The following is a 14,197-nucleotide window of genomic DNA, read 5'->3' as shown; positions in this document are numbered from 1 at the left end:
CTGGCAAGGTGACTACGCAGCCCCGGCTCGGCCTGCCCAATCCCGGCGACGGGCTGGGGCTGCGCGAGGAGCATTTCCCGTATCTGATGTCGACGCCTCCGGAAGCCTGGGGCGTCGACTGGTTCGAGGCGATCACCGAGAATCTGCTCGACAATCAGGGCTGGGGCATGCGGGTGTTCGAGCATGTCGCGGCGCACCGGCCGGTGGTGCTGCACGGCGTGTCGCTGTCGATCGGCAGCACCGCGCCGCTCGACCTGGCCTATCTCGGCAAGCTGCGCGACCTGGCCGAGCGCTTCCGGCCGCTCTGGGTCTCCGACCATCTCTGCTGGACCGGGGTGCACGGCGTGAACAGCCACGATCTGCTGCCCCTGCCGCTGACCGAGGCGGCGCTGACCCATGTCGCCGGGCGTGTGCGCGCGGTGCAGGATTTCCTCGGCCGGCCGCTGATCGTCGAGAATCCGAGCACCTATCTCCAGTTCCGCGCCAGCCAGATGCCCGAGGCCGAGTTCCTCGCCCGGCTCTGCGACCTGACCGGCTGCGGGCTGCTGCTCGACGTCAACAACGTCCATGTCTCGAGCTTCAACCATGCGCTCGATCCGCTGGCCTATCTCGACGCGATTCCGGCTAGCCATGTCGTCCAGGTCCATCTCGCCGGGCCGAGCGATCATGGCACGCACCTGATCGACACGCATGACGCGCCGGTGCCCGATGCGGTGTGGCCGCTCTATGCGCGGGTCTGGGAGCGCTGCGGGCCGGTCGCGACGATGGTCGAATGGGATGCGAGCATCCCGGCGTTCGACGTGGTCGCCGCCGAGCTGGGCAAGGCCCGCCGGGTGCGCGAGGGGCTGCCGCTTGCCGCCTGACCTCGCCGCGCTGCAGGACTGGATGCAGGAAGCGATCCTGGCGGCTTCGGGTGCGGATGCGCGCGCGCATGTCCATGGCGACAACCGGCTGACCGCCGAAGACCGTATCCACATCTACGCCCGGGGCTACCGCCAGCGCCTGCTCGAATGCCTGGAGAGCGAATATCCGCTGCTCGCGGCGCTTGCCGGGCCGACCGCCTTCGGGCTGTTCGCGCAAGGCTATATCGCCGCGCGGCCTTCGCACAGCTACACGCTCTACGACTTCGGGGCGGACTTTGGCGCCTGGCTCGACGCCGCCCGGCCTTCGGGGAGCGCGCAGGCAGTCGAGGCGATCCCCGCCGCGCTGGCGCGGATCGAGCGAACCAAGGCGGAAGTGCACCGTGCCCGCGGGATCGAGCGCGACGCGCCTGCCTGGCCGGGAATCGACCCGGCGATCGCCGAGCTGCTCGCGCTGGCCGGGGGGCGGCGCTGGTACCGGCCCGACAGCTGCCGCCTGCTCGCGCTGCCGTTCGATTTCAGCGAGATGCTGGCCAGCGGCGAGCCGGTGCCGCCCAGGGCCGAGCCGATGCTGCTCGCCGTGGCGCGGGCGAACTACCGCGTCGCCTGCCTGCCGCTCGAGCCCTGGCACTATGACTGGCTGGCGGTGCTGCCCGAGGATCCGGCGCAGGCGATGCCGCTGCCTGGGGACGAGCGGATCGCGTCATGGCTACCCTTCGCCACCGCGCATGGGCTGGTGGTGGGAGGGTAGAATCTTCCTACACGACGTCGCCGCGAATCACTCGGAAGTTCACAAAGTTCGCGACCTCAACGGATTTCCGCCGAGCGGGACTTTCGCAACTTCGTTGCCGGGTGCTGCGCTGCGTGCGTCCTATATTTCCTACGGGTCAAAGAGCGGCCGGGCAGCAGGCCCGGCCGAGCGAGCAGGCCATGCGAAATCCTACATTGCAAGGGCAGCCCTCGGGGAGGCGGCGCCGATGCAATTCCTCCCTCGGAGCGCAGCTCCGGGGGAGGGGACCGCCGCCGAAGGCGGTGGTGGAAGGGTGCGCCCCTCAGCATCATGAGTCACCGCTCGCGGAGAGGCCCCCTCCACCACGCGCTTGCGCGCGCGGTCCCCCTCCCCCGCTTCGCGAGGGAGGATTGGGGACCTTACAGCCGATGCTCGCCCTTCACCCAACGGACCGTGCCGGAATGGGCGCGCATCACCACGCTTTCGGTGGTCATCTTGGTGGCGAAGCGCTTGACGCCTTCGAGCAGCGAGCCGTCCGTGACACCAGTGGCGGCGAAGATGCAGTCGCCCTTGGCCAGCTCGGTCAGGTCGTAGATCTTGTCGAGATCCTCGATGCCCCACTTGCGTGCACGCTGGCGCTCGTCGTCGTTGCGGAAGACGAGGCGGCCCTTGAACTGGCCGCCGACGCAGCGCAGCGCAGCGCAGGCGAGCACGCCCTCGGGGGCGCCGCCCTGGCCCATATAGACGTCGATCGTCGTCTCGGGATCGGTGGTGGCGATCACCCCGGCCACGTCGCCGTCGCCGATCAGCACCACACCGCAGCCGATGTCGCGCAGCTCGGCGATCAGCTTCTCGTGGCGCGGGCGATCGAGCACGCAGGCGATGATCTCGTGCGGCTCGACGCCCTTGGCGGCGGCGATCGCCTTGACGTTCTCGGTCGGCGACCGGGCGAGGTCGATCACGCCTTCGGGATAGCCCGGCCCGACCGCGATCTTGTCCATGTAGACGTCCGGCGCATTCAGCAGCCCGCCCTTCTCGGCCACCGCGAGCACCGCCAGCGCATTGGGGCCGGCCTTGGCGCAGATGGTGGTGCCTTCGAGCGGATCGAGCGCGATGTCGATCGCCGGGCCCTTGCCCTGCGCCGCGCCGACCTTCTCGCCGATGAACAGCATCGGGGCCTCGTCGCGCTCGCCCTCGCCGATCACCACGGTGCCGTCGAGATAGAGCTTGTTGAGCGCGTCGCGCATCGCCTCGACCGCGGCGGCATCGGCCGCCTTCTCGTCGCCGCGCCCGACCAGGGTGGAAGCAGCGATCGCCGCCGCTTCGGTCACCCGCACCATTTCGAGGACGAGGACACGGTCAAGGGCGTGGCTGGGCTGAGTCATGGGATACCCCGGTGGTTGGACTTGCGGCGGCGATTAGGCAGCACCGTGGCGCTTGTCGATGCCGCTAACGTTGTCAGGGCGGCGCTGCTCCCAATTCCGCCACAACATGCCGCTATCGCAACGAAACCGGGGGCGGAGGGATGTGCAAATGCTGCTTTTCGCCTTGCTCCTGCTCGGTCAGGACGATGCTCCGCCGCGCGAGATGACGCCAGCCGAGGTGCTGGAGATGCACCGCGAACGCTGGTCGGCCAATCCGAAATGCCGGCGTGCGCGCGACGAGAGCGAGATCGTCGTCTGCTCGCGGCGCGACGCGGACAAATATCGCGTGCCGCTGGTGACGAGCTATAGCGGGCCCGACACCGATCAGGGGCGGCTGGACCGCGTGTTCGACGGTGCCGACGGCCATTTGCCGTGCGGCCAGGGCGCCTTCACGGTGCGGTGCGGCTCTGTCGGCGTGGGCGTGACGGTCAGCGCGCGGGGCGTGCGGACGAGCCGGAGGGAATTGGCGCCTTGAGGGAAACCGGCGGCGGGACGTGCGTTGAGCGCGATGAACCTGTTTTCCGGAGACGCCCCCGATGCTGCTGCTCGTTGCCCTCACCCTGTCCGGTGCCACGCCCGCGATCGACCCGCAGCGTCGCAGGGCCAAGGCACGGGTGACGCGGGTCACGCGCATCCCGATGAGCGCGCGGCCGCTGACGACGATCCCGATCGTGAAGGCCGATCCCAACCAGCGCTATCGCCTGTCGCTGGCCAGCAGCGAGGTCGCCGATGCCAAGGGCGACGCGGTGAAGAGCGCCGGCATGGCCTGCGGCACCACCGGCGCGCCGGTCTGCCCGCACAAGGGGCGGCAGGTGCTGAAGGCGAGCCTGGACGATTGAGGCGGGAGGCGTAGGCGAGGCCCGCCCGCGCACTTCCCTTCGTCACCCCGGCCTTGTGCCGGGGTCCACCGGGAGGCGAGCGCCGGGCAAGGGGCGTTAGGGTATCCGGTGCGGCATAGTGGACCCCGGCACAAGGCCGGGGTGACGGTGGTTTGGCGGCGAATCTGGCAGCGGCGCTACTCCCGCCTTATCCTCCCAGGATATGCATCCACATCGGCTCGCCGGTCAGGCTGGCCGAGCCACGCAGCTTGTCGAGCGCCTGCGCCACCGCGCGCTCCGGGCCTTCATGGGTGACGATCGCCACCAGCACGCTGCCGTCCGGGTTGGCGCCGCGCTGCATCAGGCTCTCGATCGAGACGCCGGCATCGCGCATCGCCGCCGCGATCTCGGCGAGCACGCCCACCTTGTCCGCCACGGTGAAGCGCACATAGGCGCGGCCGGTCCGCTCGCCGGCATCGGCCGCGCCCGGCTGGGCGAGCGCTGCGGCGGGCATCGCATAGGGCGGGCCGAATTCGCCGCGGGCGATGTCGATCAGGTCGGCGACCACGGCGCTCGCGGTCGGGCCGTCGCCGGCGCCGGCGCCCTGGAATAGCAGCCGGCCGACGAAATTGCCCTCGGCGACGACGGCGTTGGTCGATCCGGTGACATGCGCCAGTGGGTGGCTGAGCGGCACGAGGTGCGGGTGGACGCGCTGGAACAGGCCGTGGCCATTGGCTTCGGCCAGGCCAAGCAGGCGGATGCGATAGCCGAGCGACGCGGCCTCGGCGATGTCGGCGGCGAGCACGTGGCGCACGCCGGTGATCGCGACCTGGTCGAACGCCGGCTGGGTGCCGAAGGCGAGACTGGCGAGGATCGACAGCTTGTGCGCGGCGTCGACGCCGTCGATGTCGAAGCTGGGATCGGCTTCGGCATAGCCCAGGCGCTGCGCTTCGGCGAGGATATCGGCGAAGTCGCGGCCTTCCGCTTCCATCTTGGACAGGATGAAATTGCAGGTGCCGTTGAGGATGCCGTAGACGCGGGCGATCTCGTTCGCCGCAGCGCCTTCGCGCAGGCCCTTGATCACCGGCACGCCCCCGGCGACCGCGGCCTCGAACTTGAGCGCTAGGCCCGCGCTCTCCGCCGCGTTGGCCAGCTCGAGCCCGTGATGCGCGATCATCGCCTTGTTGGCGGTGACGAAGCTCTTGCCCCCGGCGAGCGCGGCGCGGGCGAGGGTGAGCGCCGGGCCGTCCGAACCGCCGACCAGCTCGACCACCACGTCGGCCTTGGGGTGGCGGGCCAGCTCGGTGGTGTCGTCCACCCAGTCGAAGCGGCTGATGTCGACGCCGCGATCCTTGGCGCGGTCGCGGGCGGAGACGGCGACCACTTCGATCGGCCGGCCGGCACGGCGGGCGATCAGCTCGCCATTCGCGTCGATCAGGCGAATCACGCCCGCGCCGACGGTGCCAAGGCCTGCAAGTGCGATACGAAGCGGTTCGGTCATCTATCTCTCTCACGAAAAGAAAAGCCCCTCCCCTTCAGGGGAGGGGTTGGGGGGCGTCTCGCAGAGACATGTGCCTTATGGATAGGCCCCACCCCAACCCCTCCCCCGAGGGGGAGGGGCTTTCAAGATACTATTTCTTGATCAGCCCGATCTCGACCAGCCGCTCGAACAGATAGTCGTGCGCGGTGATCGGGGTGGGGTAGCGGTTCGGATTCTCGTCCGTGATCGTCGACGGCAGCGTCTCGATCAGGAAGTCCGGCGCCGGATGCAGGAAGAAGGGCATCGAGTAGCGCGGGGTGCCGCGGCGCTCGACCGGCGGGTTGACCACGCGGTGGGTGGTCGAGGGCAGATAGTGGTTGGTCAGGCGCTGGAGCATGTCGCCGACATTGACCACCATCGCGCCTTCGGGCGGCTTGACCGGCAGCCAGCGGCCGTCCTTGTCGAGCAGCTCCAGGCCCGCTTCCTCGGCGCCGAGCAGCAGGGTGATCAGGTTGATGTCCTCATGCGCGCCGGCGCGCACTTCGGGAGCGTCGGCAGGTACCGGCGGATAGTGGAGCAGGCGCAGCACCGAATTGCCGTCCTTCACCGCGCGGTCGAACCAGTGGGGCTCGAGCCCGAGATAGACGGCGATCGCCGAAAGCAGTCGGTCGCCGGCATCGTCCAGCGCCTGGAACAGCTCGAGGAAGGTTTCCTTGAAGCCCTCCGGCGCGTGCGGCCAGATGTTCGGCGCCATCTGCGCCTCGAAGCGGTGGCCCTTGGCCAGCTCGCGGCCGATATGCCAGAATTCCTTCAGGTCGACATGCGTCGCGCCCTTGGCGATCTCGGTCTTGAACGGCGTCAGCCCGCGCGCGCCGCCGCCGCCGGGGATGTGATACTGGCGCTTCTCTTCCTCGCTCAGCGCGAAGAATTCCTTGGTCTTGGCCCAGGCGCGGTCGATCAGGTCCTGCGGCACGCCGTGATCGGCGACCATCGCGAAGCCGAAGCGGCGGAACGACTGGCCGAACTTCTGCGCGAACCCCTGCGGGTCGTTCGCCTGCTCGGCCATCGAGACGAGAGGCACCTCGTCGAGAACTGTTGCCATAGTACGAGTCTCCTTACTGGCCAGTTAGACCCGTGGGGGCTGGCGCGACAAGGGGCGCGGGGGTGCGGGCGCCGATCCCGTCTAGTTCCCCGGCGAAAGCCGGGGCCCAGGGTTTCTCTGCCGTGTCGCTTGTGACCCTGGGCTCCGGCTTTCGCCGGAGAAAAGCCAGGATCGAGGAGAAGCTGATACCGCTACAGCATCAGCTCCCGACGATCTCCATCTTGCCGCTGGTCTTGTCGCCGCCATCGGCGGAAAGATCGAGGGTGAAGCGCTCGCCGTCCTCGGTGGTGCCGGCGAAGCCATTGCCCTTCTCGCCGAACTTGAAGCCCTTGGCGGTCAGCTTGTCGCGGAACCAGCTCTGGACGGTGGCGAGCGCGGCGGGGCTGGTGAAGGCGGCGACGACCTTGCCTTCGTCCTTCGCCTCGCCCGGGTGATCCTGGGCGTCGATGTTGAAGCTGGTGATCGTCGAGTTGGGATAGAGCTTCACCCCGTCCATGTCGAAATTCTCGGCGGTCATCTTGATCGCGGGCACCTTGAAATTGCCCTCGAAGCCGTCGCCCTTGATCGCCACGGTGCCGTTGTTCATCGCGAAGGTGGAATTGTCGCCATCGTCCGAGGTCGCGTTGATCGAGACCGAGGTGCCGCCCTTGCCATCACAGGCAGCGAGCGCGAGGGGAAGGACCAGCAGCAGGGACAGGCGACGCATCATTCACTCTCCGGCAGTGTGTCATTAAAGCAATACACTAACGCAAGCGCATGGGCTGCGCAACAATGGCACTGGCTTTGGGGGTGACGTAGCGGCCGCGATGCGCCATTTGCGCCGGCATGGAAGAGCCGCACCTTACCGCAGACTCGCAGAACAAGGCGCCGCTCGCGTTCGGCGAGTTCGTCAGCCTGATCGCCGCGATGATGGCGCTGACCGCGCTCGGCATCGATTCGATGCTCCCCGCCCTGCCGGCGATCGGCGCCAGCCTGGGCGTCGACGAGCCCAATCACCGCCAGTACGTGATCACCGCCTTCCTGATCGGCTTCGCCTTCGCCCAGCTGATCTACGGCCCGCTCTCGGACCGGTTCGGCCGGCGCCCGGTGCTGGCTATCGCGCTGACTTCCTATGTGGTGACCAGCGTGGTGGCGGCGGCCTCGGGCAGCTTCACCCTGCTGCTGATCGCCCGCGCGGCGATGGGCGCCTCGGCCGCCGGCGCGCGCGTCGTCTCGGTGGCGCTGGTGCGCGACTGTTTCGCCGGGCGCTCGATGGCGCGGGTGATGAGCCTGGCCTTCATCGTCTTCATGGCCGCGCCGATCGTTGCGCCGAGCCTGGGCCAGCTGATCCTCTATGCCGGCTCCTGGCGGCTGATCTTCTGGGCGATCGGCGGCGTCGCGACCCTGGTGGTGCTGTGGTTCTGGCTGCGCATGCCCGAGACGCTGGGGCAGGAGGCGCGGCTGTCGCTCAACCCGGTGCGCGTGCTCGGCGACTATGCCCTGATGCTGCGCGACCGCCAGGCGGTGGGCTATACGATCGGCATCATGCTGCTGTCGGGCGGCATGTTCGGCTTCATCGGATCGGTGCAGCAGGTGATGGAGGACGTGTTCCACGCGCCCGAGCTGCTCGCGGTGGTCTTCCCCTGCGTCGCCTCGACCATGGCGCTCGGCTCGTTCCTCAATTCGCGGCTGGTGATGAAGGTCGGCATGCGCCGGATCTCGCACACCGCGCTGATGGGCATGATCGTCTTCGCCGCGATCCACCTCGCCATTGCCTGGACCGATCTCGAATCGATCTGGAGCTTCACCATTCTCCAGGCGCTGATGATGGGCTGCGTGGGCCTGTCCACGTCGAACTTCTCGGCGATGGCGATGGAGAAGATGGGCGAGATCGCCGGCACTGCCTCGAGCCTGCAGGGCTTTGTCACCACGCTCGGCTCGGCGCTGATCGGCGCGGCGATCGGCCAGGCATTCGACGGCACCACCGTGCCGCTCTATGCCGGATTCCTGCTTATGGGCCTTATCGCTTTCGTGGTAGTGCTGGTCACCGAGCGCGGACGGATGTTCCGGCCCAGCTGAGGGAACGCTCGGGCCTTCCCCGCCGTTCGCACTTCATGAGGTCCGCCGCCGTGGCGGGCGCCAAGGCACGAGGTAGATGATGGGTGGCTATCAGGTTCCGGGGCGTGGTCCGGGCGACGACGGTTTCGACGAGGAAGGCTATGACGAGAGCCAGCGCGCCGAGATCCTCGAGACGACCAGTGACGGCCCGAGCGACGGCAACCTCCTGACCGATCTCGCGCCCGATTATGGCGATGACGACGATGACGATGCGGACGACCTCCGCATGATCGACGACGAGATCGGCGAGGAGGATGACGACGCCGAGGAGGATGCGCGCGCCATATCCGAGGACGAGGTCCAGGAGGATTTCGACGAGGACGACCTCGAGGACGACGACGATCTCGACGATGCCGACGAGGATGCGCTCGAGCCCTGACCTCGCTACGTATTGACCTGCGCCACGGGGCGGCGGAACATGCCGTCCCATGGCCAGGGACCCCAGGATAGACAGCTATATCGAAGGCCGCGCCGAGTTCGCGCGGCCGATCCTTTCATGGATCCGCGATCGCTTCCACGCCGCGGTGCCGGAGGTGGAGGAGACGATCAAATGGTCGCACCCCTTCTTCACGCTGGGCGGCAGGCCGCTTGCCAACATGGCGTCGTTCAAGGCGCATGCGAGCTTCGGCTTCTGGAACCGCCAGGACAATGAGACCGGCAAGGAAGGCGAGGCGATGGGCCAGTTCGGCCGGATCGAATCGCTGGACGACCTGCCGCCGGCCGAGGAAGTCGAGCGGCTGATCCGCGAGGCGGTGGCGCTGCTCGGCGCGGCAAAGCCGGCCCGCTCGCGGGCGGCGCCCAAGCCCGAGGCCGAGGTGCCGCCCGAGCTGACCGAGGCGCTCGCGGCCGACGATGCCGCTGCCGCCACCTTCAACGCGTTCCCGCCAAGCTGCCGCCGCGAATATTGCGAGTGGATCGCCGAGGCCAAGCGCCCGGAGACGAAAGCGAAGCGTGTCGCCGAGGCGGTGAGCTGGATGCGCGAGGGCAAGCGGCGGAACTGGAAATACGAGAATTGCTAGTCTCCCTCTCCCCGCTTGCGGGGAGAGGGCTGGGGAGAGGGGTATGACCGGGCCTCGTGCCCGGCCCCATCGATTCAAGCCACACCCCTCTCCCCTGAAGGGGGGAGGGAGAGCGCTTGCCATCCTCTTTTTCATATGTGATGTTACAACATCATAACGAGGAGAAGTGCCATGGCCCGTGTCGTCCGTGCTCGTCGCATCCCCGATACCGCTCCGATCGGTGCGATCAACATCACCCCGTTGATCGACGTGATGCTGGTGCTGCTCGTCGTGATCATCATCGCCATTCCGATCGCCAGCCATGAGGTGCCGGTCGATCTGCCCGCCGGCCCCAACATCGTCACCGAGCAACTGCCCCCGGCGGTCCTCGCCATCGACCGCCAGGGTGCACTCACCTGGAACGGCGAGGCGGTGCCCGATGCCGCGCTGCCCGACCGGCTCGCCGCGCTCCAGCAATCCGGCGCGGCGCTCCATCTCCAGACCGATCCCGAGGCGCGCTACGAGCGGTTCGACGGCATTCTTGCCGTAGTGAAGCGTGCGGGCATCACCCGGCTTGGATTCGTCGGCAATCGTCCGCTGGAGGACTGACGGAACAGGCGCATCCGGCTAGACGTTCGTTTCGCTCCCGACGAACAAGGACCCCCGGATGCGCCTTACTCCCATCGCCCTGCTCGCCCTCGCTGCCTGCTCCAGCCAGCCGCCTGCGGCCAATACCAGCAACATCGTGCAGAGCGAGGAGACCAACATCACCGCCGACGCCTCGCCGGCACCGCTCGACAAGGCGCCGATCGCCAAGGACAGCGAGGTCCGCTTCCGCTGCATGGACGGGGTGCGGATCGTGGCGCGCTTCGATGCGGACAAGGGGACGGCCACGCTCACCCGCGCGGGGCGGACGATCCGGCTGAAGCAGGAGCGCATGGCCTCGGGCATTCGCTATTCGGACGGGGGCACGGTCTTCCAAGGCAAGGGCGACGACATGTCGTTCGAAGCGCCCGGCCAGCCGCCGATCGCCTGCACGGCGATCCACCGCTGAACTGCGTCGCCCCGGCTCAGGGCCCGGGTGACGATGGATTAGCCCCCGGCGAAGTTCCGCAGCACCGCCAGGTCGCCATCGCTGATATTGGCGCCGGTCGCGTCCTCGAGCGCGGCCGCTGCCTGATGGCTCTCCTTGTCGCCGAAGCCGATAAAGGTGACGGCGGTGAAGATCACGCCGGCCGCCCAGAACAGGGCGGCCCAGCGGCTGCGGAAGATCCGGGAGGGGCGGCGTGGGATCATCGCGTCGGGATAAGCCGACACGATGAAGGCTGCGCTTCCGGAATTGGTTAAGCTAGAAGGCGCGCATGGCCAGCTACACCGCCACCATCACCGCCGGGCCCGAGGACATCGACGAGCTCGGCCATGTCAACAATGCCGTCTGGGTGAAGTGGATCCAGGACGTGGCGGTGGCGCATTGGTACGCCGTCGCGGCCCCGGAGCATAGCGACGCCTATATGTGGGTCGTGACCCGGCACGAGATCGACTATCGCGGCAACGTCACCCAGGGCGAGACGGTGGTCGCCGAAACCTGGGTCCCCGAGCCCCCGCGCGGCGCACGCTTCGACCGGCACATGAAGTTCACCGGCGCGGACGGCAGGGTGCGGGTGGAGGCAAAGACCACCTGGGCGATCATCGAACGGGCAAGCGGCCGGCTGATCCGCGTGCCGGCGGAAGTGGCGGCGCCGTTCTTGGACTAGAAAAAATCCTCCCTCGCGAAGCGGGGGAGGGGGACCATTTGCGCAGCGAATGGTGGAGGGGGCCTGGCCACCAGCGAAAGCCTGAGTGGAGGGCGTGTTCCCCCTCCACCACCGCCTTCGGCGGCGGTCCCCCTCCCCCGGAGCTGCGCTCCGAGGGAGGATTTGGGTCAGCCGCTATTCCGCAGCGCCGTCGCGATCGCGTTGATCGAGAGCAGGATGCCCTCCCCGATCCGCGGATCCTCCTCGCCCGCGCGATGCCGCTTCAGCAGCTCGATCTGCAGCAGGTTCAGCGGCTCGATATAGGGCAGGCGCAGGCGGATCGAGGTCTCCAGCCCGGCATGCTTCTCCAGCAGCCGCGTCTGGCGCGTCGCCTGGAGCAGCCCGTCGTGCGTCTTCTGCCAGCCCTCGCGGATCCGGCCGAAGATCGCATCGCGCAGGCCCTCGTCCTCGACCAGCGCCGCATAATGCGCGGCGATCTCCATGTCGGACTTGGCGAGCACCTGCTCCATGTTCGCCAGCGTCGAGGCGAAGAGCGGCCAGGCCGTCGCCATCTCGCGCAGCAGGCCCTTGTCCTCGAACTGCTCGATCGCCTGGCCGACGCCGTACCAGCCCGGCAGCATGATCCGCGCCTGCGCCCAGCTGAACACCCAGGGGATGGCGCGCAAATCCTCGATCGCGTCGCTCTTCTTGCGGCTGGCCGGGCGCGAGCCGATCTTCAGGCCGGCGATCTCGGCGATCGGGGTCGCCTGGCGGAAGAAACTGGTGAAGCCCTCGGTCTCGTAGACCAGCCCGCGATAGGCCTTGAACGCGGTGTCGGAGAGCTGGTCCATCGCCGCGGCGAAACGCTCGGCATCGGCCTTGTTCAGCTTCTCGGGCTCCAGGCTGGCGAGCAAAGTCGCCGAAGCCATCGCCTCGAGGTTGGTCTGGGCGCTCTCGCGCGTGCCGTATTTGGCCGCGATGATCTCGCCCTGCTCGGTCACACGGATGCGGCCCTGCACCGTGCCCTTGGGCTGGGCGAGGATCGCCGCGAAGCTCGAGCCGCCGCCACGCCCCACCGCGCCGCCACGGCCATGGAACAGTTGCATGCCGAGGCCCGCCTTTTCGAACACCGGCTTGAGCGCGGTCGAGCCGCGCGACAGCTGCCAGGTCGAGGTCAGGTAGCCGCCGTCCTTGTTCGAATCGGAATAGCCGATCATCACTTCCTGGTGCCCGCGCTTCGCCGCGATCGCCGCGACTTCGGGCAGGCCGAGCCAGGCCTCCATGATCGCCGGCGCACCTTCCAGGTCGCCGATCGTCTCGAACAGCGGGATCGCCATGATGTGCGCCTGCGGTTCGTCGCCCGGAATGTAGAGGCCCGCTTCCTTGAGCAGGATATGGACCTCGAGCAGGTCCGACACCGATTGCGCCATCGAGACGATGTAGTGGGTGATGCACTGGCGGCCGTACTTGGCGTGCGCCTGCGCCGCCGCGCGGACGATGGCGAGCTCGGAGGCGGTCTCCTCCGAATATTCGGCATAGGGGCTGGTCAGCGGCCGGGCATTGGCCAGCTCCTTGCGCAGGATCTCGACGCGCTTGTCCTCGGGAAGCGCGGCATAGTCTTCCACGACGCCGCCGGCCTTGAGCAGTTCGGCGATCACGCGCTCGTGCACTGCGCTGTTCTGGCGCATGTCGAGTGTCGCCAGATGGAAGCCGAAGGTCTCGACCGCGCGGATCAGCCGGCCGAGCGCGCCGCCGGTGGCGAGCGGGCCCTGGCCCTCCTCGGCCAGCGCATGCGCGACGATCACCAGCTCCTCGCGGAACTCGCCCGGATTGGCATAGGGCTCGGCGGCAATCGCGGCGGGGCGGGGCGGGGCCTTGCCGGTCAGCTTTTCGTGCGTGGCCGAAAGCCGGGCATAGACGCCGGTGATCGCGCGGCGATAGGGCTCGTCGGCGCGGCTCTTCGCCTCGTCATGGCTGGCCTCGGCGAGCTTGAGCAGCGCTTCGCTCACCTGGACATGCTCGGTCGAGATCGACAGCTCGGCACCCAACGCGTGCACCGCGTCGAGATAATAGCCGAGCACGGCCTCGGCGGCGCGGGCGAGCGCGAACTGCATCGAATCGGCGGTGACGAAGGGATTGCCGTCGCGGTCGCCGCCGATCCAGCTGCCGGGGCGCAGGAACGACGGTGCGCGGCCACCCAGCGCGCGGTCCCAGCGGGCATAGAGCGCGGGCAGCACGGGCAGGAAGATGTCGCGGAGATAGGAGAGCGCGGTCTCGACCTCGTCGGCGACGCCGAGCTTCTCGCGGCGCAGCACCCGGGTCTGCCACAGCAGCGCGATCTGGCGGAGGATCGCTTCCTCGACCTGGTCGCCATCCTCGGTCTCGGCCACGCCGCGGTCGCGCAGCAGCATCAGCTCGGCGATCCGGTTCTTGTGGTCGATCATCGACTTGCGGCGCACTTCGGTGGGGTGCGCGGTGAGCACCGGCGCGACCAGCGCCTGGTCGAGCAGCGCCATCACCGCGTCGCGGCCGATGCCTTCGCCCTCCAGCCGCTTGAGCGCCGAGGCGATGTCGGCATCCTTCTCGGTCGCCACGCCCTGGCGATCCTCGGCGAGGTTGGCGAGCATCGAGAACAGCATGAAGCCACGGGTGAAATCGAGCGTCTCGTCGAGGCTCAACCGGTCGAGCCCGCGATCAACCGAACCCGATCCGGCGACGCCGCGCGCGCGATCGACCGAGGTGGAACGGATATATTCGATGCGCTTGAACAGCTCCTCGCCGCCATAGGCACGGATCACGTTGCCGAGGAGCCGACCGAGGAAGCGAACATCCTCGTTGTTTGCGATTGCGAGGCTAGCCATGAAGCGCGTTGCTGCACTGCGAAATGTTACGAGGTCAACGCGAAAGCGCTTGGGGCCGTGTTTAGTTTCGCTTGTCGCCGCAAAGGTCTGAGGA

The 14,197-nt window shown here is 68.2% G+C and carries 16 protein-coding genes; 10 read left to right on the top strand and 6 right to left on the bottom strand.

Features of this window, described 5'->3' with window-relative positions; translation table 11 throughout:
- Window positions 1-8 precede the first annotated feature (8 nt).
- Together ACEN8G_RS18055 and ACEN8G_RS18050 are read left to right on the top strand one after the other, a co-directional pair.
- On the top strand, window positions 9-863 hold the full coding sequence (locus ACEN8G_RS18055) for a DUF692 domain-containing protein (RefSeq protein WP_413415444.1): 855 nt from the start codon (window positions 9-11) through the stop codon (window positions 861-863).
- The gene (locus ACEN8G_RS18050; RefSeq protein ID WP_413415445.1) at window positions 853-1,611 is read left to right on the top strand and encodes a DNA-binding domain-containing protein; all 759 of its coding nucleotides are present in this window, start codon (window positions 853-855) and stop codon (window positions 1,609-1,611) included. Before ACEN8G_RS18055 ends, ACEN8G_RS18050 begins: the two co-directional genes overlap by 11 nt.
- A gap of 398 nt (window positions 1,612-2,009) precedes the next feature.
- Here ACEN8G_RS18050 and glpX read toward each other — a convergent pair whose 3' ends face one another.
- The gene (glpX, locus tag ACEN8G_RS18045) at window positions 2,010-2,975 is read right to left on the bottom strand and encodes a class II fructose-bisphosphatase (protein ID WP_307117190.1); all 966 of its coding nucleotides are present in this window, start codon (window positions 2,973-2,975) and stop codon (window positions 2,010-2,012) included.
- A gap of 148 nt (window positions 2,976-3,123) precedes the next feature.
- Between glpX and ACEN8G_RS18040 the strand changes: the two genes are divergently transcribed.
- Both ACEN8G_RS18040 and ACEN8G_RS18035 read left to right on the top strand, forming a co-directional pair.
- The gene (locus ACEN8G_RS18040; RefSeq protein WP_413415446.1) at window positions 3,124-3,489 is read left to right on the top strand and encodes a hypothetical protein; all 366 of its coding nucleotides are present in this window, start codon (window positions 3,124-3,126) and stop codon (window positions 3,487-3,489) included.
- 61 nt (window positions 3,490-3,550) lie between these two features.
- Window positions 3,551-3,853 (top strand): hypothetical protein, encoded by a 303-nt coding sequence (locus tag ACEN8G_RS18035; protein WP_413415447.1) that lies wholly within the window; start codon window positions 3,551-3,553, stop codon window positions 3,851-3,853.
- 187 nt (window positions 3,854-4,040) lie between these two features.
- On the opposite strand, the gene ACEN8G_RS18030 is transcribed toward ACEN8G_RS18035, so the two are convergent.
- From ACEN8G_RS18030 to ACEN8G_RS18020, 3 genes are all read right to left on the bottom strand, one after another.
- Entirely contained in the window at window positions 4,041-5,333 is a 1,293-nt protein-coding gene (locus ACEN8G_RS18030) for a homoserine dehydrogenase (protein WP_413415448.1), read from the bottom strand.
- 130 nt (window positions 5,334-5,463) lie between these two features.
- A complete protein-coding gene (locus ACEN8G_RS18025) occupies window positions 5,464-6,414 on the bottom strand; it encodes an isopenicillin N synthase family dioxygenase (RefSeq protein WP_413415449.1) in 951 nt (316 codons plus the stop codon).
- A gap of 199 nt (window positions 6,415-6,613) precedes the next feature.
- Window positions 6,614-7,120 (bottom strand): hypothetical protein, encoded by a 507-nt coding sequence (locus tag ACEN8G_RS18020; RefSeq protein WP_413419019.1) that lies wholly within the window; start codon window positions 7,118-7,120, stop codon window positions 6,614-6,616.
- Window positions 7,121-7,239: 119 nt separating this feature from the next.
- On the opposite strand from ACEN8G_RS18020, the gene ACEN8G_RS18015 reads away from it, so the two are divergent.
- The 5 genes from ACEN8G_RS18015 (at window position 7,240) to ACEN8G_RS17995 (ending at window position 10,563) form a co-directional block, all read left to right on the top strand.
- On the top strand, window positions 7,240-8,472 hold the full coding sequence (locus ACEN8G_RS18015) for a multidrug effflux MFS transporter (RefSeq protein WP_413419021.1): 1,233 nt from the start codon (window positions 7,240-7,242) through the stop codon (window positions 8,470-8,472).
- 79 nt (window positions 8,473-8,551) lie between these two features.
- Window positions 8,552-8,890, top strand: a complete 339-nt coding sequence (locus ACEN8G_RS18010; RefSeq protein ID WP_413419033.1) for a DNA primase — start codon at window positions 8,552-8,554, stop codon at window positions 8,888-8,890.
- A 49-nt stretch (window positions 8,891-8,939) separates the two neighbouring features.
- Window positions 8,940-9,530, top strand: a complete 591-nt coding sequence (locus tag ACEN8G_RS18005; protein ID WP_413419023.1) for a YdeI/OmpD-associated family protein — start codon at window positions 8,940-8,942, stop codon at window positions 9,528-9,530.
- A 171-nt stretch (window positions 9,531-9,701) separates the two neighbouring features.
- Window positions 9,702-10,118, top strand: a complete 417-nt coding sequence (locus ACEN8G_RS18000) for an ExbD/TolR family protein (protein WP_413419025.1) — start codon at window positions 9,702-9,704, stop codon at window positions 10,116-10,118.
- Between the two features lie 58 nt (window positions 10,119-10,176).
- A complete protein-coding gene (locus tag ACEN8G_RS17995; protein ID WP_413419027.1) occupies window positions 10,177-10,563 on the top strand; it encodes an MliC family protein in 387 nt (128 codons plus the stop codon).
- A 38-nt stretch (window positions 10,564-10,601) separates the two neighbouring features.
- On the opposite strand, the gene ACEN8G_RS17990 is transcribed toward ACEN8G_RS17995, so the two are convergent.
- Entirely contained in the window at window positions 10,602-10,826 is a 225-nt protein-coding gene (locus ACEN8G_RS17990; protein WP_413419029.1) for a hypothetical protein, read from the bottom strand.
- 44 nt (window positions 10,827-10,870) lie between these two features.
- Here ACEN8G_RS17990 and ACEN8G_RS17985 point away from each other — a divergent pair, with 44 nt between their 5' ends.
- Complete coding sequence (locus tag ACEN8G_RS17985) at window positions 10,871-11,263, top strand: acyl-CoA thioesterase (protein WP_413419031.1); 393 nt, start codon at window positions 10,871-10,873, stop codon at window positions 11,261-11,263.
- 167 nt (window positions 11,264-11,430) lie between these two features.
- Here the strand turns inward: ACEN8G_RS17985 and ppc are convergent, their stop codons facing one another.
- Window positions 11,431-14,103: a phosphoenolpyruvate carboxylase gene (gene ppc, locus ACEN8G_RS17980; protein ID WP_413416368.1), complete on the bottom strand. Its 2,673-nt coding sequence runs from the start codon at window positions 14,101-14,103 to the stop codon at window positions 11,431-11,433.
- Window positions 14,104-14,197 lie beyond the last annotated feature (94 nt).

It is taken from the genome of Sphingomonas sp. Sphisp66 (assembly GCF_047324325.1).
In the GTDB taxonomy this organism is placed as follows: domain Bacteria; phylum Pseudomonadota; class Alphaproteobacteria; order Sphingomonadales; family Sphingomonadaceae; genus Sphingomonas.
The sequence above is the reverse complement of the archived record's forward strand: the minus strand, read 5'-3'. Positions and strand labels throughout refer to the sequence as shown.